General features: G+C 54.8%; 17 protein-coding genes (1 of these 17 cut by a window edge). 9 read left to right on the forward strand and 8 right to left on the reverse strand.

The window, feature by feature from the left end:
- The 3 genes from asr to rstA all read right to left on the reverse strand — a co-directional run.
- Window positions 1-504, reverse strand: partial view of an acid resistance repetitive basic protein Asr gene (gene asr, locus FDP13_RS17550; RefSeq protein ID WP_143840023.1) — the 5' portion only. The gene continues 168 nt to the left of window position 1, outside the view; only the first 504 of its 672 coding nucleotides appear in the window; the start codon lies at window positions 502-504; its stop codon lies off the left edge, out of view.
- A 75-nt stretch (window positions 505-579) separates the two neighbouring features.
- Window positions 580-1,935, reverse strand: coding sequence for a two-component system sensor histidine kinase RstB (rstB, locus tag FDP13_RS17555; protein WP_143840024.1), 1,356 nt, complete (start codon window positions 1,933-1,935; stop codon window positions 580-582).
- Window positions 1,932-2,678: a two-component system response regulator RstA gene (gene rstA / locus FDP13_RS17560; protein WP_143840025.1), complete on the reverse strand. Its 747-nt coding sequence runs from the start codon at window positions 2,676-2,678 to the stop codon at window positions 1,932-1,934. Before rstA ends, rstB begins: the two co-directional genes overlap by 4 nt.
- Window positions 2,679-3,042: 364 nt before the next feature.
- On the opposite strand from rstA, the gene FDP13_RS17570 reads away from it, so the two are divergent.
- The gene (locus tag FDP13_RS17570) at window positions 3,043-3,477 is read left to right on the forward strand and encodes a hypothetical protein (RefSeq protein ID WP_012769512.1); all 435 of its coding nucleotides are present in this window, start codon (window positions 3,043-3,045) and stop codon (window positions 3,475-3,477) included.
- A gap of 51 nt (window positions 3,478-3,528) precedes the next feature.
- On the opposite strand, the gene dauA is transcribed toward FDP13_RS17570, so the two are convergent.
- Both dauA and chaA read right to left on the reverse strand, forming a co-directional pair.
- A complete protein-coding gene (gene dauA, locus FDP13_RS17575; RefSeq protein ID WP_027711840.1) occupies window positions 3,529-5,244 on the reverse strand; it encodes a C4-dicarboxylic acid transporter DauA in 1,716 nt (571 codons plus the stop codon).
- Between the two features lie 274 nt (window positions 5,245-5,518).
- The gene (gene chaA, locus FDP13_RS17580) at window positions 5,519-6,619 is read right to left on the reverse strand and encodes a sodium-potassium/proton antiporter ChaA (RefSeq protein ID WP_012769514.1); all 1,101 of its coding nucleotides are present in this window, start codon (window positions 6,617-6,619) and stop codon (window positions 5,519-5,521) included.
- Window positions 6,620-7,190: 571 nt separating this feature from the next.
- On the opposite strand from chaA, the gene FDP13_RS17585 reads away from it, so the two are divergent.
- From FDP13_RS17585 to FDP13_RS17620, 8 genes are all read left to right on the forward strand, one after another.
- Window positions 7,191-7,865: a gamma-glutamylcyclotransferase gene (locus FDP13_RS17585; RefSeq protein ID WP_033576894.1), complete on the forward strand. Its 675-nt coding sequence runs from the start codon at window positions 7,191-7,193 to the stop codon at window positions 7,863-7,865.
- A gap of 135 nt (window positions 7,866-8,000) precedes the next feature.
- A complete protein-coding gene (locus FDP13_RS17590; protein ID WP_012769516.1) occupies window positions 8,001-9,041 on the forward strand; it encodes an ABC transporter permease in 1,041 nt (346 codons plus the stop codon).
- 35 nt (window positions 9,042-9,076) lie between these two features.
- Entirely contained in the window at window positions 9,077-9,898 is an 822-nt protein-coding gene (locus tag FDP13_RS17595; protein WP_234424431.1) for an ABC transporter permease, read from the forward strand.
- The gene (locus tag FDP13_RS17600; RefSeq protein ID WP_143840027.1) at window positions 9,885-10,733 is read left to right on the forward strand and encodes an ABC transporter ATP-binding protein; all 849 of its coding nucleotides are present in this window, start codon (window positions 9,885-9,887) and stop codon (window positions 10,731-10,733) included. Before FDP13_RS17595 ends, FDP13_RS17600 begins: the two co-directional genes overlap by 14 nt.
- Window positions 10,726-11,409 (forward strand): ABC transporter ATP-binding protein, encoded by a 684-nt coding sequence (locus FDP13_RS17605; protein ID WP_012769519.1) that lies wholly within the window; start codon window positions 10,726-10,728, stop codon window positions 11,407-11,409. Before FDP13_RS17600 ends, FDP13_RS17605 begins: the two co-directional genes overlap by 8 nt.
- An 88-nt stretch (window positions 11,410-11,497) precedes the next feature.
- Window positions 11,498-13,093 (forward strand): ABC transporter substrate-binding protein, encoded by a 1,596-nt coding sequence (locus tag FDP13_RS17610; protein WP_143840029.1) that lies wholly within the window; start codon window positions 11,498-11,500, stop codon window positions 13,091-13,093.
- A 372-nt stretch (window positions 13,094-13,465) separates the two neighbouring features.
- Window positions 13,466-14,173 carry a metallophosphoesterase gene (locus FDP13_RS17615; RefSeq protein WP_012769521.1) on the forward strand — a complete coding sequence of 236 codons (708 nt, stop codon included), beginning with the start codon at window positions 13,466-13,468 and terminating at the stop codon, window positions 14,171-14,173.
- A 268-nt stretch (window positions 14,174-14,441) separates the two neighbouring features.
- Window positions 14,442-14,741 (forward strand): hypothetical protein, encoded by a 300-nt coding sequence (locus tag FDP13_RS17620; RefSeq protein ID WP_033576887.1) that lies wholly within the window; start codon window positions 14,442-14,444, stop codon window positions 14,739-14,741.
- A gap of 97 nt (window positions 14,742-14,838) precedes the next feature.
- Here the strand turns inward: FDP13_RS17620 and FDP13_RS17625 are convergent, their stop codons facing one another.
- From FDP13_RS17625 to FDP13_RS17635, 3 genes are all read right to left on the reverse strand, one after another.
- The gene (locus FDP13_RS17625; protein WP_143840030.1) at window positions 14,839-16,386 is read right to left on the reverse strand and encodes a PAS domain-containing methyl-accepting chemotaxis protein; all 1,548 of its coding nucleotides are present in this window, start codon (window positions 16,384-16,386) and stop codon (window positions 14,839-14,841) included.
- An 855-nt stretch (window positions 16,387-17,241) separates the two neighbouring features.
- Complete coding sequence (locus FDP13_RS17630; protein WP_143840031.1) at window positions 17,242-18,930, reverse strand: methyl-accepting chemotaxis protein; 1,689 nt, start codon at window positions 18,928-18,930, stop codon at window positions 17,242-17,244.
- 252 nt (window positions 18,931-19,182) lie between these two features.
- On the reverse strand, window positions 19,183-20,997 hold the full coding sequence (locus FDP13_RS17635; protein ID WP_143840032.1) for a diguanylate cyclase domain-containing protein: 1,815 nt from the start codon (window positions 20,995-20,997) through the stop codon (window positions 19,183-19,185).
- Window positions 20,998-21,005 lie beyond the last annotated feature (8 nt).

Genomic DNA, 21,005 nt, shown 5'->3' on the forward strand with positions numbered 1-21,005 from the left:
TTTTTTCTTGGCTACTTTTGCCGGTTTTTTAGCGGCCTGAGCTTTCTGGGCAGTTGGTTTTTTCTTGGCTACTTTTGCCGGTTTTTTAGCGGCCTGAGCTTTCTGGGCAGTTGGTTTTTTCTTGGCTACTTTTGCTGGTTTTTTAGCGGCCTGAGCTTTCTGGGCAGTTGGTTTTTTCTTGGCTACTTTTGCTGGTTTTTTAGCGGCCTGAGCTTTCTGGGCAGTTGGTTTTTTCTTGGCTACTTTTGCCGGTTTTTTAGCGGCCTGAGCTTTCTGAGCAGTTGGTTTTTTCTTGGTTGCTTTTTTGTGTTTTTTAGCAGCCTGAGCTTTCTGAGCGGTCGGGGTTTTTTTCTTCACGACTTTCTTGGCTGTCTGAGCGTTCTGAGCAACTGACGTGTTGGCAGAGGCTTGAGCGGCGACTGGAGCGGAAGTGGTTTCAGCTGCGAAAGCTACAGAGGACAGACCCAGAGCCGCACCTGCGATCATCACTAAAAATTTATTCATCGTAAATTCCTCATTATTCCGTTTACGTTTCGAACCCCAGAGTGGGCCGATGGATGAAGAATAAGATAAGCGGCGCTAACGATCTGTGAGTGATTGGTTTCCGCGTGTAACGGATTGTACAAGGTTCGCAGGCGAAGAATTCAACGATGGTTTGTATTCGACGATCGGCCAGCGAAACTGGAAGCGGGCGCCGCCCAGCGGGCTGCTGTCGACGTCGATAGTGCCGTTGTAAGCCCGCACGATGGCCTGGACGATGGCCAACCCGAGGCCGCAGCCGCCGCTGCTGTTTTCCATGCCGGCTTCCAGACGGATGAAGGGTTCGAAAATAGGCGAGCGATCTTCCGGTGCAATACCCGGCCCGTCATCTTCCACTTGCAGGCAGGCGGTGTGTTGATCGAGCATCAAACTTACGCGCAGGCGTTGCCGACAGAATCGTAAACCGTTATTGACCAGATTGTTCAACACCCGCTCCATCAGGCGCAGGTCGACATAACCGAAATGGTTGCCGCTCGCCACGTCCAGCTCAATCAGCTTGTTATCGTGTACCAGCCGGAAATCGTCGACGCGTTTTTGCAGCCATTGCGGCAGGTCGATCTCTTCCAGATGCAGCGTCACCTGCGGCCTGTCGAGGCGGGCGTAGGTCAGCAATTCATCGATAAGCGCTTCCAACTGGCCGACATCGCGGTTGATCGCTTCCTGTTCTTCATCGGTCAGGTTATCGCTCATCGCCAGCCGGTAGCGCAACCGTACCAGCGGCGTACGTAACTCGTGGGCAATATTGTCGATCAGCTGTTTTTTACTGGTAATCAATTGGTTGAGATTATCAGCCATGCGGTTGAACGCGACGCCGAGGCGGAACAGGCTGGAGGTGTTATCGAAGTGGGTCCGTTCTTCCAGATGGCCGTCGCCCAGTCGCTGCGCCGCACTTTCCAGTTGCAGCATCGCTCTCCAGTGCGGCCGCATCCACAGAAATACCGGTAGCGCCAGCGACAGGCCGATGAGCGCCAGAAACAGCAAGTTAACCAGCCGGATTTCGTGCAGGAAGAACAGGTAGGGTATCGGGCCGACCGCCAGCACATAATGGCTGCGCGGAATACGCTGGATGAAGGTGTACTCGTCGTCCAGCGCGACAATTTCCCCCTGAATCAACCGTTGCTGGGCCTGAGTACTGAGCCGGTATTTGCTGATGGGCTCAATGTGCAGTTTGAACGACAGGTTGAGGTCCATCTGGTTGATTGTTTTATGCCACTCGCGCGGCGGAATAGAACGCAGTTCGTTGCGGATCAGGTAGAGCGAGCTTTTCATCAAGTCGTCCATCGACTGTCGACCGGCTCGCTCTGCGGTGACCTTGTACACCAACCCCACCAGTAACGTCATCACCAGAAAACTGGCGAACAGCAGCAGAAAGAACTGAATAAACAGTTTTTTCATGGTACGACGGTCTCCCAGGCATTCGGCGCGAACAGGTAGCCTTTATTGCGAATGGTTTTGATGCGTACCGGCTCCAGGGCGTTGTCGTACAGTTTTTTACGCAGGCGCGAGATAGCGACGTCGATACTGCGATCCATCCCGTCGTAGCTGACGCCGCGTAACGCCTTGAGCAACGCCTCACGGTCCATGATCTGCCCGGCATGGGTCGCCAGTAGCCACAGCAGATCGAAATCCGATGTGGAGAGAGGAATATTTTCGTCCGCCAGCGTGACGTCGCGGTTGACCGGATCAATACACAGCAGGCCGAAATGCAGCGATTTATGCACCTGAACCTGCACTTTTTCCGGTGTATTTTTCTCCGTCGTCGCCGGCTGCGGTACGGCGGCATACTGACGAAAATGTAATCTTAACCGGGCCAGCAGTACCGCCGGCGGCGTGGTTTTCAGAATATAGTCATCGGCGCCCATCTCCAGCGACAGGATATGGTTCATGTCGCTGTCGAGTGAGGTAAGCAACACGATGGGGCCGGCGAACAGCGGGCGCAGTTCCCGGCAAATCGTCATGCCGTCTTTACCGGGCAACATAATGTCCAGAAGCACCAGGTCGGGCTGTTGTTCTTCGATGAAGGCCAGCGCGTTATCACCACGAGGCTCGATGCGCACATCAATATCATGTTTGCCCAGGTAGGCTGCGATCAATTTGCCGACTTCCGGATCATCTTCAACAAAAACAACTTTATGCATGACATCCTACTCACAACGGTACGCGTATTATGACCCATACGGCCCATCGTCCGGCGGTATGGAAAGTTAAGAGGCGCCTGGGGTGCGCTGGATCGCATTGCCAGCAGAAAAGCCCCTGCTTTTGCCTAATAGCTCTACAATTATTAGAGATACTATACCTTATTAATCCTTTTTACGTTGTATACCCGTCATACTTCAAGTTGCAGGTGTGTTGGCTTTTCTCGCTCACCCCGGTCACTTACTTGTGTAAGCTCCCAGGGATTCGCTGCGTTGCCGCCTTCCTGCAACTCGAATTATTTTGGGTATAATGGTTAATGTGAACGGCGTGATGCCGACGGTCGGTTGATGGAAAGGAGATGAAAGGATGGAAGAGGCTCATTCCGGGCCTGCGGGCTCCTCTGAACGGATGTGTATTAATTATACCGCGTACCTTGGCGCGCTGTGCCGCAAGCGTTGGCGCTTCGTGGATGCTTTGTATGGCGTGATGCCGATCTTCGGTATGGTGACCAAATCCTCTGTAGTCACCGGGGCGGCAGGTAAGGATAATTTGCTGGAACTGGCGATGCAGGTGCTTTCCACTCAGGCCAGCGATGAAACCAATCTTTCCCGACTGATTACGCTGGCATGTCAGCAAGGGATGACCGAGCTGGACATTCAGTTGCCGTATGCGCTGTCAGGCGAGCAACTACAGATGATCGGGCGCGCTTGTCGCGAGTATGAGCTGGCGCTAAGCCAGCAGGCGGAATGTCTTTCGGTGCGTTCCGTGGCTCCCGCTTCGTCGCCGGAGCTGGTTTGCTGATCCCCGGCGGGAAGGTGGCCGGCTTCGCATCATGCGCAAGCCGGTCAATACTCAGGAGTCGAGTTTGTCTGCAGGGGGGAGGGTTTCCGCCAGCGCTTGCTCCAGCGTTGCGTAAAAACCCAGCCGATTCGCAATCGGCGTGACATTCGCCCGGGCCAGCGTCTTGAGCGGCTGGAATGGGATATCGGTAATGATGAGCTGCTTTTCCGGCGGCAACAATTCTACAAAATGGCGGAACGCGTTAAGGCCGCCGGCATCCAGCACCGACACGGCATCCCATTGCAGGATAATGGTCGGATAAGGTTGGACGCGTTCCATCAGTTCATTGAATAAACGTTCTGCGGCGGCAAAGAACAGCGGGCCGTTAACACGAAGCACTAAGCGCTGATCAGCAACGGTGCCGGGCAGTTCGCTCAGTTTGGTCATACGCGCCACATTCCCCATGAATAGCAAGGATGCCAGTACAATCCCGACCGTAATGGCGATTACCATATCGAACAGCACCGTTAGCGTCATACACAACAGCAGTATCAGGATATCGTCATGTGGGGCGCGGCGCAGAATATCCACCACTTTATGCGCCTCGCTCATGTTCCAGGCGACCAACAACAGTAACGACGCCATGGCGGACAGCGGCAGGTAAGAAAGCCAGGGCGCCAACACCAGCAGCGACAACAGCACCAACAAGGCATGAATCACCGCCGCAATCGGGGAGGTTGCGCCGGCGCGGACATTCGCAGCGGAACGGGCGATCGCCGCCGTGGCGGTAATACCGCCGAAGAACGGCGCCACCATATTGCCGATGCCTTGCCCGAGTAGCTCGCTGCTGGGATGGTGTTTGCGTCCGGTCATGCCATCCAGCACCACGGCGCATAGCAGCGACTCGATGGCGCCGAGCATCGCCATGGAAAACGCCGCCGGTAACAGTGCAGACAGACTCTGCCAGCTTAGCGTCATGGTCTGTCCGTCCGGCGCGGGGATGTTCCAGGGCAGCAAGAACTGCGGCAGGATCGCCGGGATCCCTTGTCCACGCGTACCGTCGGCCAACAGATAACTGAAGCGTGACCCGATAGTGGCGACATCGATGTGAAAGGATGACAGCACCCCCATCACGGCCGTACCGGCCAGCAGCGCAGGGAGGTGACCAGGCAGGCGAATCCCCAGCCGTGGCCAGATTATCAGCACCAGCAGCGTAGTAGCGCCGATCAGCGTATCGCCGATGTTCAGCGTCGGCATCGCCTGCGCCAGCGCCGCCACTTTTTCGACATAGTGCTCAGGCTCGGTCGCCAGAGTCAGGCCGAAAAAATCTTTGACCTGCATGGTAGCGATGGTAATGGCGATACCGGATGTGAAGCCGAGCGTCACCGGCAAGGGAATGTATTCAATCAGTCGGCCTAAACGGCATAGCCCCATCAGCATCAGGAATACGCCGGACAACAGCGTCGCGACCAGCAGGCCGGAAAGCCCAAACTGTTGCGACACCGGATGGAGAATGACGACAAACGCGGCGGTAGGACCGGAAACGCTGTAACGCGAGCCGCCGCAAACGGCGATCACCAGCCCGGCGACGGCCGAAGTATACAGCCCGTACTGTGGGGGAACGCCGCTGGCGATAGCCAGCGCCATGGCCAGAGGGATGGCGATAATACCCACGGTGATGCCGGCAATAACATCATGCATAAAACGCGATAGCGTGTACTTTTCTCGCCCGCAGGCTTCAATGAGCGCGCTGAACGGTCTGATACCGTTAATTCGGTGTGATTTCATGGAAAACAAGAACCAAACAATGAAAAACAGGCGGGTCGACAGCGGCCCGTCACGGCCAGGGGCATGTGTTGCCTGTGGCGGTTACCCGCGAAATGGGGGATAAAAAGTACAACCGCCAAGGTCGGACACAGTCCAAAGTCGATACCATACGCCTGTCTTTTGACGAAGATCCAGCGGTAAATCAATGGAAAGGCCTTTTTCAGGTAAAAAGCGCGGCGGCGACATGGCGTGAACGAGAAGGTCTGTGCCGGCGGCCCGGCACGGACGCGCGTCTTTACAGCATGATGGTCATCAGGTAAGCCGCGAACAGCGCCAGATGCGCACTGCCGTTAAGCACGTTGGTACGGCCGGTAGAAAATGAAATCTGGCACAATATCAGTACCGATAACATCACCACGATGTGCGGTAAGTCGAGTGCGAAATCCAGCGTCCTGCCGGTGAGCGTGGCGATCAGCGTCACGGCAGGAACCGTCAGCGAAATGGTGGCCAGCACCGAGCCGAAAAACAGATTCATGGCGCGCTGCACCTGATTGCGCAGCACGGCGGTGATGGCGCCCAGCCCCTCCGGCGACAAGATGAGCAGCGCCACCAGGAAACCGGTAAATTGCGAAGGTGCATTCATCGCCTCCAGCAAACCTTCCAGTTGCGGGGAGTCCGTTTTGGTGACGCTAATCACGGCCGCCAGATGAATCAACAGCCAGATGGAATGCCAGGCGGAGCTGTGCGCCGAGGGTTTGCCGTGGTGTGGGTCGCCGTCGTCGCCGTCGTCTTCGTGCTCGTAGACGAACAGATTCTGATGCGTACGGGTCTGAATCAGCAGGAATACCCCATACATCATGGCTGAAATCAGCGCGATGATGATGGATTGTGCGACAGAGAAATTGCCGCCCGGCAGGGCCGCCGGAAAGACCAGCACCAGCACCGCCAGCGGAAAGATCGCCATCAGGTATTGCTTGATACCGCCCAGATTAACGTATTGGGTGGCGAACTTGCGCCCGCCCAACAACAAGGCAAAACCGACCAGACCGCCGCTGACGATCATGATGATGGAGTAGAGGGTATCGCGCATCAGCGTCGGGCCGGCATCGCCGGTGGCCATCAGCGCTGAAATCAGGCTCACCTCCAGAATGACGACCGACAGGCTGAGGATCAGCGAGCCATAAGGTTCCCCCAGGCGGTGCGCCAGTACATCGGCGTGACGTACAACGCTGAATGCGCTGGCGAGAATCCCCACCAGCGCCAGCAGATTGATCCCGACCATAGCAGGCAGGCTACGGGCATCGCCCCATAATGCCAGCGCCAACAGCGCCAGCAGTGGAAGAACCAGAGTATATTCGTGGTGACGGGTTTTCACCGCGTCAGGGGATGTCGGCATGGTTGGATCTCCTTACTACCGTTAAAAAATCATTTGTGCTGGTGCCCGGGCGCTCAACGCGGCTTGCAGCGGTATGCTGTTGATACCGGCCACGACGCTGGCTTTATCCGGATATGTTTCCCCGCCTCTCCGACCGTATCGGAGTGAATTTATTGCTGAAATCTTCGTAAAAATCCAAAAGTGAGATTTGACGAGGGATTTTTACTGTTTTGGTATTATCTGATTAATAATAAAGAAATTTGAATAAATTGTTTACTTTTTTTACCAAAAAACAACACCGATTCCCTTTAAAAATGTTGGCGTTTTCGGGTTAAACAAAGAATAAATAAGGCATGATCGTTATTTTTGTATGAATACCCTGATGGAGGCCGGCGTGTCGCTCATCGGGCGTGGTTGTCGTTAGGTGGTATCGTGTTTGAGCGCTCGGCGTTAGCACAATTCTGGTAAAGGTTAACGAAATTTTGCCGTAGAAATAAGCAATACCTGCGTTGATTATGGGGTTGATAATCGGCCAGAATAGACAAGGCGGTACCGCCACGCAGCAAAAACGTTTTAGTGAGGGCAGTAGGTAGTGTTGACGCGTGATTTTTTGCAGAAAGCAGATTGTAAAACCTCGTTTGGCAAAATTGATGAATCGTTGTTGCTGACGCCTCAGCAACGTGAGGCGTCTCTGGCGTGTATGCTGGCCTCCCGTCCTGATCACAGCCCGGTCTGGGTATTTGGGTACGGCTCCCTGATGTGGAATCCGGTATTTGATGCTGAAGAAGTCTGCGTGGCGACGCTCAACGGCTGGCATCGTACTTTTTGTCTGCGCCTGACTGCCGGCCGTGGCACGCACAGCCAGCCTGGTCGTATGCTGGGGTTGAAACCCGGCGGCGAAACCACAGGCTTGGCCTATCGGTTACCGGAAGCCACCTTGCGAGAAGAGCTGGAACTGCTGTGGAAGCGTGAGATGCTGACGGGGTGTTACCGGCCGTTGTGGTGCGAGTTGCGCTGTCAGTGCGGTAAGGCGATTACCGCGCTGGTGTTTGTCACCAATCCCGAACATCCTCTGCTGGAAGCGGATACCTGCATACAGAGCATCGCGCCGCTGATTGCGCGCGCCAGCGGCCCACTGGGGACCAATGCCCAATACCTGTTCGCACTGGAACAGGAACTGAACCATTATGGTATGGCGGACGAGAGCCTGAGCGCACTGGCGCAGCGGGTGCGTGAACTACTGCAAAGCCTGTCCGCCGGCGCGTAACCGGCATCTGATTGATTCATATCGGCGGCGTGAACGGAGACGGAGGTTGTCTATACCGGTCTGGCGATAGTGATGATACCATGCAGCAACGTGTCACGACCTGGGATTGTCATTAAGACAACAAGGCCACCGTCAATGAGTCCATTTTATCAACAGATATGGGGAACTGCGGCGCGTCCCGGTAAAGTGCTGGGTGGTTTCCTTTCGTTATGCCTGACATTGTTGGGCCTGTTGTTTTTTACCTTCCTGCTAACCCATCTTGCGTCGATTGATCAGGTGTTACCCGTAACAGGCGAACATGCCAGTGACGCCACTTATAGTCAGACGCGTCAACAATTCGGGCTCGATCAGCCATTGTGGCTACAATTCTGGGATTACCTTTCTGCACTGGTCGCGGGCGATTTTGGTGTATCGCGTACCACGTCGCAGCCGGTGCTGGAGGATTTACTGCGGACTTTTCCGGCGACTTTTGAGCTGGCGACCAGCGCGATTATTCTGGGATTTTGCGGTGGTATCGCGTTGGCAATGCTGTCGGCATTAAACCCCGGCGGAATGCTGGATTATCTGGTTCGTGGGATAACGTTGCTGGGGTATTCCGTGCCGGTATTTTGGATAGGCCTGCTGAGCCTGCTGCTGTTTTACGCCGTATTGCACTGGTCTGCAGGGCCGGGGCGATTTGATGACGTTTATCAATACGCCGCGGAATTACCGACCGGTTTTGTGCTGTTCGGCAACTGGAGTAACGATCTGGCGATGTTTCGCAACGCGTTGGCGCACCTGTGGCTGCCTGCCAGTGTGCTGGGTTTTGTGTCCATGTCCAGTATTGCTCGTATGTTGCGCACCGCGATCCTGGAGGAGTGCGGTAAAGAGTATGTCACGCTGGCTCGCGCCATGGGGGCCGGGCCGCTACGAATCCTGCTGTTCCATATCCTGCCGAATATTCAGACGGTGATGGTGACGGTATTAATGCTGTCTTACGCCAGTCTGCTGGAAGGGGCGATTCTGGTGGAAACGGTGTTCTCCTGGCCGGGGGTGGGGCGTTATCTCACCACGGCGTTGTTTGCCGCCGATATTCCGGCAGTACTGGGCGCGACACTGTTGATTGGCGTCTGCTTTATTTTGCTGAACGCGCTGGCGGATGCGCTGATCTTTTTGTTGGACCCCCGTACACGATGAGGCGGAAACCCCTATTTTTCGCTAACCGCCAGCCAATGCGCCGTGCCGCCGTGCTGAACAGTATTAATGTGTGCGTTTTTATGTTGATCCTGCTGACGCTGGTCGCGTTGTTCGCCCCCTGGCTGGCACCCTTCGATCCTTATACCCAGAATGTCATGCATCGTTTGCAACCGCCGGGTTCCGAACATTGGCTGGGTACCGATGGTTTTGGTCGCGATCTGTTATCAAGGGTGATTTATGGCGCCCGGCCGGCGTTGATGATAGTAGCGTTGATACTCGTCATTACCATTCCTATCGGTCTGTTGGTCGGCGTCGGCGCCGGTTATCTGGGCGGTTGGGTCGATAAGCTGCTGATGCGTTTGACGGACATCATGCTGGCATTGCCTGGGCTGGTGATTGCGTTGTCGCTGGTGGCGGTATTGGGGCCGGGGCTGTTGCACGGTGCTCTGGCGCTGGCATTAACCGCCTGGCCGCAATTTGCCCGTCAGGCGCGGGCTGAAACCATGGCGCTGCGCAATAGCGAATTTCTGGCGGCTGCGCGAATGCAGGGGATTAGCGGGTGGCGACTGATGTATGACCATGTCCTGCCATTGTGTCTGCCCGGCGCGCTGGCGCGGGCCGCCATGACGCCGGGCAACATGATTCTGGCCGCCGCCGGCCTTGGTTTTCTGGGGTTGGGGGCGCCGCCGCCGATGGCGGAGTGGGGGGCAATGGTAGCGGAAGGCAGCAGCGTAATGCTCGAACAGTGGTGGGTCGCCACCATGCCGGGACTGGCTATTTTTCTGACCAGCCTGACGTTTAATTTGCTGGGTAACGTATTGCGCGACAGACTGGATCCTCGTTATGCCAAACACTGATTCCTGGTTGCTTAATGTGCAAAACCTGTCTATCTGGCGTCATGGTGATGAGCCGCACACGCTGGTGCATCCATTATCATTTCGTATGCGGCGCGAGCGGGTGGCGCTGGTGGGAGCGTCCGGTTCGGGGAAATCACTGTTGGCCTGGGCGCTGATGGGACTGCTGCCGCACGAATGCCGGATGCAGGCTGAGCGGCTGGAACTGGCCGGGCAGAATCTGCTGCGATTCAGTCCACGGCATTGGCGGCAGTGGCGCGGGCGACGCATAGCCATGGTGATGCAAGGACCGAAACACGCGCTTAACCCGATGCGAACTATCGGCTGGCAGATAGAGGAACCGCTGCGGCTACATACTCGGTTATCGCGGCACGAGCGGCGGGAACGGGTGTCGGAGAGTCTGAATGCGGTCGGTCTGGCGGAAACCAGCGGCGTATTGGCGTGCTATCCCCACCAGATTTCCGGCGGTATGGCGCAACGGGTGATGCTGGCAATGGCGATGATCACCCAGCCCGATTTGCTGATTATCGATGAGCGCACCTTCGCGTTGGATCAGGAAACCCGTGTGCAGGTGTTATCGCTGCTTGACCATCTGCTGACCGAACAGCATATGGGCCTGTTGCTGATCAGCCATGATTTACCGCTGGTGGTGCACCACTGCGCTCACATATTGGTGATGCGGCAGGGGCATCTGGTGGATACGCTGGCTGCTTCGCATTTGCCGAATGCCACGCATCCTTATACCCGCGCATTATGGCAATCGCGTCCCGGTAAGCATACCCACGGACAACGGTTGTCGATCATGCCGGACGCGCCAGGGGAGCGGGATGATGGATGAGCTGATGGCGGTGGTGCTACAACGGGTTAGCGTGGCGCACTGGCAGGGGTATCAGCGCCATGATGTCGTGCATGAAGCCAGTTTCCATGTCGCGCAAGGGGAGTGCTTTGGTCTGGCTGGGCCATCCGGTAGTGGAAAATCTTCGCTGTTATGGGCGCTGGCGGGGCTCAATCCCCATTGGTCCGGCGCGATGACGCTGCTTGAACAATCGATAAAGCCCGGTCGGGCATTCGAGCTGGCGTTGCGGCGGCAGGTGCAAATGGTATTTCAGGATCCCTATGCATCATTGCATCCCCGACACAGCCTGCGTAAAACCTTGAGCGATCCGCTGCGGGTTATGGGCATAACGGATATCGATGAGCGGCTGGCGCAAGGAACCGAGCAGATTGGTTTGCCATACCATTTGCTGGATGATTACCCGCATCAGTTATCCGGCGGTCAGCGTCAACTGATGGCGCTATTGCGCGCGTTGCTGATGCGCCCGCGCTTGTTGCTGCTGGATGAAGCGACCGCCGCGCTGGATACGGTTGGCCAGGCGCGGATCCTCAATTTACTCAACCGCTTGCGGGAAATGGAGGCGTTGACCATCATTATGGTTAGCCATGATTGTAATGTGATGGAACATATGTGCGACCGCATGGTGTGGATGAAGGACGGCAGGTTGCAGCCGCATTGAGCGGAGTTTTTGCGCTTTACCTGGCGGCGCAGACCAATTTCCAGTAAAAGATCCCCGCGTTGATGTTTGCAATTCCGAGGAAGAGACGATGAAGGCATGGTGCGCCATTCTGTTGACCCTGATACTCAACTGGCCGGCGAAGGCAGCGACGCCGGATGATACGCTGGTTGTAGCGATTTCGCTCAATAGCATCATCAGTTTTGATCCGGCGGAAAGTTTTGAAAACGTCAGCAGCAGTTGTCTTACTTCGCTTTATCAAGGGCTGGTGACTCTCGATCGTAACCAGCCGACTCAACTGAACCCCGATTTGGCGCTGAGCTGGCGCGAAGGCCAGCGCGCGCGAAGCCTGATTTTCACCCTTGATCCCAGTGCGGTGTTCGCTTCGGGCAATCCGGTGTCGGCTGATGATGTGATTTATTCACTGACCCGGGCGGTAAAGCTCAATAAAACGCCGGTATTTATCCTGAACGAGCTGGGGTGGGAACCCGATAATATCGATGCGCAACTCCGGAAAATCGACGACCACCAACTGGAAATCAACTGGACCAGCGATATCGGTAGTGAACTGGTATTGCGATTGCTGTCGGCCAGCGTTGCACTGATTGTCGATAGCAAAGTGGTGGAAAAGCACAGTGATAACGGCGATTTCGGCAACCAATGGCTGAGAAGCCGTTCGGCAGGGAGCGGCAGTTATCAAATTCGACATTATCTGCCGCAGCAAGCGCTGTTGCTGGAGAGTAACCCTTACGTACGCCGCCCGCCGGCCATAGCTCGGGTGATTTTAAAAGATGTGGTGGACCCGAGTGTGCGCCGCCTGCTGCTGCTGCAGGGGGATGCCGATGTGGCCTACGACCTGGGGGCCGATCAGTTTAGCGTGCTGGAAAACCAACCCGGCATCAATGTGAATATGACGGCCGGCGCTAAAATTTACTACCTGGGCTTCAATACCCGCAGCGCCGAGGCGCCGTTTCTGGGGCAACCCGCGTTCTGGCAGGCCGCCCGCTGGCTGGTCGACTATCAAGGGATTGCGAAGCGGTTGCTGAAAAAACAGTTCAGAGTGCATCAAAATTTTCTGCCGCGGGAGTTTGACGGTGCCGCACAGGAAAGGCCGTTTCAACTCGATGTGGAAAAAGCGCGACGGTTATTGAGCAACGCCGGGGTAGCGCCGGGTAGCCGGTTTGCATTACTGGTGTCGAATCAACCGCCCTATGTTGAAGTGGCTCAGGCGCTACAGGACAGTTTCGCCCGTGCGAATATCCGTATCGACGTGCAGACGGTGGCGGAAAGCGAACTGTGGACGCGGATGCGCAGCGGTCGGTTTCAGGCGGTGTTCACCTACTGGGGGCCGGATTATATCGACCCTAACAGCAATGCCAGCGCGTTTGCCCTTAGTTTGCCCGGAGGACAAGGGACGCTGGCCGGGCGACTCGGCTGGGCGATTCCGGAACTGAGCCGACTGACCCGGGCGGCAGCGTCGCAGCGAGACTCGCAAGTGCGGCGCGAGATCTACCGGCAATTACAGCAGGCCGTCAGAGAGAACTCACCGTTTGTGGTGATGCTACAGGGAAAACGGCTGGTTGCAGTACGCAATAATCTATTGAATGTTAGGCAGAACATCGCTAACTCCATGCTCTATTTCGATGAAATCAGTAAAGCCCAAACGGTATCGCCGGCGTCACGCTAAGACGGTGGGGTTGACCGCGCCGCTATACAGTCCAACCCCGCCGCCCGACCACAAATCAGTTAAGCATTGTGCGGGAATCGGCGCTGCAACGCCCGGTAAAAAACTGTCTTCGCGGATGAGAGGGTCCACACTGTAACCATAGGCCAGACGCTGAATCAGGTGCTGGATTAGGTGCTGAATAGTGTGGTTCAACCGCGTCGGCAGCATACCGCGATGCCAGACAGGACACCGCTTAACAGCAACGCCATCGCAAGGCGAAGGCGTTACGACATTATCTCGGACATACACACTCACAAGATGCGGAATATCGTGTCGGTACGGACCGTACCTCACCGCGGCTTCCACCGGTATGTATGAGAGAGGAGTCGCAACATGACGAGTATTCAACGAGCGCCGGCCTATCAGCGCATTAGCGGCGCTGACTGGCGCCATATCTTCGTTGCAGGAGATATACACGGTTGCTATCGGCAACTGACGGCTAAGCTGGATCAGGTCGGTTTCGATATCCATCGTGATCTTTTGGTGTCCGTTGGCGACGTTATCGATCGCGGTCCCCACAATCTTGCGTGTCTTGATTTGTTGCAACAGCCTTGGTTTCGCGCTGTGCGCGGCAACCATGAGCAAATGGCGTTGGATGCGCTGGCCGATGCCGGCCGTATTCCATTGTGGCGCGCCAATGGCGGCGACTGGTTTTTCAGGCTGGCGGAAGCACAGCAGAGGCTGGCTCGACAACTGTTGGCGCAGGCGGCGCAATTACCCTATGTGCTTGAAATCGAAACCGCGGGTCAGCGTAGGGTGGTGGCCCACGCCGATTATCCGGCTGATTGCTATCAGTACGATCAGCCGTTGCCCTGGGCGCAGGTGCTATGGAACCGACGCCGGATCAGTCGGGCGATGGCGGGTCTCGGCGGGCCGATTATGGGGGCCGACGATTTCCTGTTTGGGCATACACCGCTGCGCCAGCCGCTGACATGCTGGAATATGCATTATATCGATACCGGTGCCGTATTTGGCGGTGAGCTGACGCTGTATTGTATTCAGGATAGCGGTAAACGGGGCGAGATAAATAAAAGAGAATAGGGATCAGAGAACGTAAGGTGAGCGTTTTTATCCGCGGATTCTGAGTAATTGTTCTATGCTTATACTCCGGATTTTTAATTCAACTCTCTGCATGAACGGTATGAGCAGGAGAGAGACACCGTTGCAACCTTATCATATTCCTATTGTCGGTAACCTGTTGCCAGCAAAGGCTAGCGGCAATAATACGCTGAATGCCTCCTGCATTCGATTATTTTATCCGACAAGAAGAATGGGTGGGAGAGAGTCTATTCTGGGTGAGGAAAGTTTCGTGAAAAAATATCTTTTCCAATTATTATGTCTGTCATGTTTTTTATTTTCTGTGGTAGCGGACGCGAAAAGTACCCGACTGAGTGATAATCAAGTCCGGCAAATGATTATTGAAGAGTCGATTGCCGGTTATTCGGGAAATTGTGCGTGTCCGTACAGTTCGGCCAGAAATGGCAGCCGTTGCGGCGGGCGTAGCGCCTGGAGTCGCAAGGGCGGTGCGGCACCGGCCTGTTATAAAGATGACGTGACGAACGAGCAGGTGGCTCGCTGGCGTGAACAAAACAAGGAGAGAACGCAGTAATGTTACCGGCAGCGCCCCAAATAGCTGCGGGAAGGCTCGTTTTGTAAGCAATGCGCCCTGACGACATCATCAGGGCGTATGTCAACCTGAAAGCGCGTTATCGGAAGACGTGCAATGCCTGTTCCAGACGATGTGCTTGTTGCTTGAGCTGGTCGGATGCCTGAGCGCAAGCGTTCACCTGAGACGCGTTTTTCTGAGTAATCTGCTCCAGCTCTTCCACCGCCCGGCCAATTTCAGATAGCCCGACCGTTTGCTCTTTGGTCGAATCGGCAATATGCGCAATGAGTTCGCTGACGCTGTTTACCCTCGACACAATATCTTGTGTGCTGTTGCCGGCATCCCTGACATGGGTTGAGCCGTAGCGAACCTGCTCGACGCTGGATTCAATCAACTGTTTGATTTCATTCGCTGCACTGGCGCTGCGTTGTGCCAGACTCCGCACTTCACCGGCGACCACGGCAAACCCTTTGCCTTGCTCACCTGCGCGAGCTGCTTCCACTGCCGCATTCAGGGCCAGGATATTGGTTTGAAACGCGATGTTATCAATGATGGAGGTGATGCCCGCGATTTTCTCCGAACTGGCGACAATGCTATCCATGGTTTTTTCCATTTCGCTAATCACCCGGCCGCCGCTGATGGCGGCATCACAGGCGGTTGCCGCCTGCTGACTGGCATCTCTGGTCGTGGTGGTGTTGGTTTGCACGGTAGTGTTGATTTCGTTCATGGCGGCCGCCGTCTGCTGCACGTTCGCTGCCGTACGTTCGGCATGATCACTCATGTCTTCACTACCGTGGGCCAGGTCGTCGCTGGCCGATCGGATATTCAATACCTGCGTGCTGATATCATCGACCAACCAACGAAACATCAACCCCAGTTGCCCAATAGCGCGCTGGATGGTGCCGATTTCATCGGCGCGATTGCCGTACTCAATCGTGTTGACGTTGCCGGTTGCGACATCCAGCGCCTGTTTTTTAACCATTTCGATGGGGTTGATTAACTGCCATTCGAGTAACACATCCAGCAATAACATCATGCCCGTCGTAAAGGCGCTGGTAATATAAAAATCAGCGTCGAGGTTGCCGTGAATCGCCCAGAAAGCGATATAACTGAGCAAGGCGGCCAGCGTCATGATCCCACGCAGGCGCCAACGCATCGAGATTAACTTCAGACGTGAGAAGAGCCCCGTCAGACCGGTACGAAACAGCACGCCTTTGTGTAACTTCAGATTTTTAGCCTGTCCGCTGCGCATTGCCTGATAGAGCTTTTCCGCGGCGTCTATATCCTGGCGTGATGGCTGGGTACGCACCGACATATATCCGGTGGTCCGGCCCTGACGCACAATCGGCACCGCATTGGCGCGTACCCAGTAGTGATCGCCGTTTTTACGTCGGTTTTTGACCAGAGCCGTCCAGGGCTCTTGCTGTTTTAGCGTCTGCCACATGTCGTGGAAGGCGTCAACCGGCATATCCGGATGGCGGACGAAATTATGCGGCTGCCCATCGATTTCTTCAGGCTCGAAACCACTGACTTCAATAAACGCATCGTTTGCATAAACAATATGGCTATTCACGTCGGTGATCGACATGAGCGTAGCGTCTTTATCAAAAATGTATTCCCGCTGTGTGACTGGCTGGTTGTTGCGCATTTCAGGTCCTCATGAAAATTATTTTTAGTTCGGACTTCAGGGTATGTCGCATTAAAAAGGGATATAGCCGCGATTCTTCAGCTTGCAGGTGAGCTGCCGTTATTTTCTGCCTTCCATGAACATTCCCTTTTGAAAACTCATTAAGAGCCTATTTCGCCAGGCTATTCACTTGCCATTTGGGGCCTGGGTCGTATTCGAAATCCTTACGTACTGCCTGTACGCTCCGGTTTACTCGCTGCGCTCGCATGTTGTCTGCGCGACTTCCCGTGTTCAAACTGGCTGTGCCAATACGCCTATCGGGATAGGCTCCAAGCTACTTTCAGCGCTGTCCTCCTGCCATTTGCGTTATTGGGAGATCGTCATACTTCTTGATGGTTTTTCGATATAAAGGCCAACAATAGATGCCCCGCCGTCAGGGTATAAACAGCCATTAGTTGGTGTAGTTAACGGTTTCGTAACGCAATGATAACAGACACATACGTACCATCTGATCCGATATCATTTTAAATTTAGCATTTGTCTGGAGAATTTCATTTTCTGTAGGAAATAATGACGCGTGACGGCACCATTCCGATGGAAAATAAACAAATTAGTCCTTATTTCCCGCGTTTAGGGGGCAGCAAAGAATCTGGTTTGTTGTGTGTTGCCGATTAAAAATAAGCGGCACCCGTTGCGGAATGTTGCGGAATGTCATGCTGTATAACACTGCCGTACTGTTACGCGTTTTTTGAATGACCGCGTCAGGTATAAAAAGTGTGGAATCATCTGTGTGATTTGGGGGGGGAACCGCTTCGGTGTTTGTCCGCCCCTTAACAGGGCGGACGATAAAAACAGAATGAGCAAGAGGGTGACCGGTCAGAACGTTTCCCAGTTGCCCGTCTCCTGATACGCGCCGGCGGTAGCCACCTTATGACCAACGGATAGACGCGGTGTTTCAGCGGTCATGCTGACGGCAGGGCGGTGCTTTTCGGTCGTGAGCGATGCCGCGCCATGCAACCGGAACAGCGATACGGCACGGTTGAGCTGATCGCTCTGTTCTTCCAGCGACACGGCGGCATTCGCGGATTGTTCTACCAGCACCGCGTTCTGTTGCGTGACCCGGTCCATTTCGCTTACCGCCTGACTGACCTGATCGATGCCGCGGCTCTGTTCTTCCGATGCGGACGAGATTTCGCCCATGATGTCCGTCACCCGTGTGACAGCCTTCACCAGGTCACCCATGGTTTCACCGGCGGAAGCGACCAGCACCGAGCCTTCTTGTACCCGGCTGACGGAATCTTCGATCAACCCTTTGATTTCACGGGCCGCATCGGCGCTGCGTTGCGCCAGTGTGCGGACTTCGCCGGCCACGACCGCAAAGCCGCGGCCCTGCTCGCCGGCACGCGCCGCTTCGACCGCGGCGTTGAGCGCCAGAATATTCGTCTGGAAGGCAATGCTGTCGATAAGCCCGGTAATGTCGCTGATTTTTTGCGAACTGCCGCTGATTTTCCCCATCGTACTCACTACGTTGTCGACTACCTGCAACCCTTTATGGGCGGTGTCCGATGCATCCCGCGCCAACTGGGAGGCGTGACGGGCATTGTCGGCGTTCTGTTTTACCGTGGCGGTCAATTGTTCCATGCTGGCGGCGGTTTGCACCAGCGCGGCGGACTGCTGCTCGGTACGGGAGGAGAGGTCGTTGTTGCCGCCGGCAATTTCGCTGGCGCGATGATAAATGTTGTCTGCGCTTATCCGCACTTTACCGACGGTATCAATCAATGCGTGTTGCATGTGACGAACGCGCTCCGCCAACTGGCCTATTTCGTTTTTCGCCTCAATCGTCAGTGACTGTGTCAGATCGCCGGTGGCGATATGGTGCAAATGTACCATCACCTGATTTAATGGCTGCAACAGGATTCGACGAATATAGACCCAGGCGCTGCTGGTCGCGAGCATCAGGATCAGTACGCAAACCGCGATCACGATAATACTGTAATAGTAATTTTGGCCGCTATCGTTCACTGCATTGTCATTCAGGGCATCGTTTTGCTGAAAATAAGCATCGAAGGCGTGTTGAAACGCATCCTGTGCTTTTTGCGTCGGCAAAGCCTGAATGGTTTTGACGTCTTGGGTTTTTATTAGCTCGACGATTTGCTGCAATATACGACGTAACGCCAGGTAATTATCGTTGATGTCTTTAGCCAGCGCGGCGTCTTGCACCGATAGCAGCGGAATCTGTTTGTAAGCGGCGAAATGCTGGTCCGCCTGAGCCAGCGACTGGTTAGCGACATCAATTAAATCAGCCGATTTTCCCGCGCTGGGAATATTGTTGGTTTCCATGATCATGCGAGCGATCGCGCGATTCATGGTATTGCGCGTCTGAATCAACGCAATCCATGCCGCGTTGAGCTCGCCGCTTTGTTTACGCAACGTTTGTGCGACCACGAAGTTATTACGATCACTCTTCATGGCGCCAAAGAAAAAACCGTAGCTGACCAACTGCAAGGCGCTTAAGGCCAGCAGTAATGAAAAAAGTCCGGTGACAATTTTTATATTTCTGAACATGGCTCGCTCTCGATGATTGAATAATGACGTCGGTAAAAAAGCCATCGGCAATCAAAAGTGAGAACTTTAAAAAAAACGTGATTTTCATCACAGGAAATACTTATGACAGGCGCGTCAGGAATATTATCTGTTTGAAGAAAATAAACGGGATGATTCACCAGATGAGATTATCTTTATAGCTTTTCGTTATTCGAATTTCGGCAAATCGGTATGCTGGTTATGGCAAGGTAAAGCCTATTTACCCGGCTGATATCAGGGCGATGAAATAGACCGGCGTTTGGCCTGATACATGGCGGTATCTGCCTGACGGATCAATTCATTGGCGTTAAGTGGAGCGCCCTGCGGCAGGATCGCGCGCCCTACGCTGGCGGATAACGTAATCGTCTGGCGGCGAATAGTGACCGGCTTTTCGATCTTCGCCTTTAGCTTTTGAGTAATTGCGCGAATTTCGCTGTTCAGATTATTCTGCTCATGGATGACCATCAGAAACTCATCGCCCGCCAGACGACCGATGAAATCATAAGATCGGGTATTTTGGCGCAGCAGGCGTGCAAACGTTTTGATAACCCGATCGCCAAAATCATGGCCGAACTGGTCGTTGTAGTATTTGAAATTATTGATATCGAAAAATAACAATGCCAGCGCGCCGCGTCGCTTTTTACCTGCCAGACGGTTCAAATAGCTGATGACCGCTCGCCGGTTGGGCAGGCCGGTGAGATGGTCATGGTTGGCTTCGAATGCCAATTGGTCGCGCAAGACCGTGAGGTGGGTAATATCGGTAGAGAGTATATAGGTGCCGAGTTCCGGCGGTTCAGCCGGCACCATTTCGGTATGAAAGGTCACTATCTGGCCGTCGGGCATATCCATCACGTGCTCAAAGGACGTCGGCTGTTGTTTCTGGCGTGACTCTTCCAGCCGCGGCAAAAACAACTCCACCTCCTGTGGGCGAAGGATATCGTGAATATCGCGTTGGTAGAGGGAGTCATGTTCATGGCCGATGAGTTTGCGCAGGTGGCGATTGGCGAAAACCAACACGTTATCCGGGCTGATGCAGGAAATTATGGCCGGAATATGATCGGTAATATCCTGAATAAATTGATGACTCCGGCGCAATTCAGCGGTGCGTTGTTCCACCCGGCTTTCCAACTGCTGGCTCAGGCTGCGTAATGCCCGCTCAGAGGCTTTCTGGTCGCTCAGGTCGGTCAGCGCCAGCAGCAGGCCGAACTTGCTGCCGTCCGGGTTGTAGAGCACGGAGATAGAGACCTGGGCCCACAGTTCGCTACCGTCTGAGCGAATATAGCGCCGTTGTTGTGTGCATTCCCGCATGTCGCTCTCCATCAGTTGTGCATGGGTGCTGATTAAGCCCGGCAAATCGTCCGGGTGCACGACGTTTTCCACAGGGAGAGCCAGCAAGGTTTCCTCGTCGTAACCGAGCATGTCGCACAGTGCGTGATTGAATTTTAGTGGCCGTTTGTCCGGTGCGATCAGTGCCAGGCCGATGGCGGCGCGAAAAAAGATTTGCTGACTGATGTAATCCGATTGATGCAACCGTTCTTGCGCTATCGCTTCACGTGCCTGCATTTCCACTTTATGCAGCACGGTTTGCACGATACACGCCAAATCGCTCAACTGCTGTAGCTCATCGTCGCTGAATGTGCGCGGATGGTTATGGTAAAGACACAGCGCGCCAATCGGCGTACCCCGCGAAGAGCACAATGGATAACTGGCGTGGAAACGAATGGGGTCGTCGCTGGTGACCAGCGGATTGGCGGCGAAGCGGGCATCCAGCAGCGTATCCGTAACGATTAGCGGTGCGTTGGCGCTTACCGTATGGGCGCAAAAGGAAAACTCGATGGACGGCTCCTGACGGGGAAAATTGTCTTTTGACAAAAACCATTGACGCTCGCTGTTGACCAGGGAGATCACCACGCTTTGCACCTGAAAAAAAGTACGGGTGATGCGCGCCAGGCGCGGGAGCTCTTCGGCAGGCTGAGTGTCGAAAATATTCAGCATACGCGAGAAGATATCTTGTTGCTCTTCGCTACAACGATGACATGGGGACGTCATGACGAAAC

The sequence above is a fragment of the Dickeya sp. ws52 genome, assembly GCF_007210685.1.
Lineage (GTDB): Bacteria > Pseudomonadota > Gammaproteobacteria > Enterobacterales > Enterobacteriaceae > Dickeya > Dickeya chrysanthemi.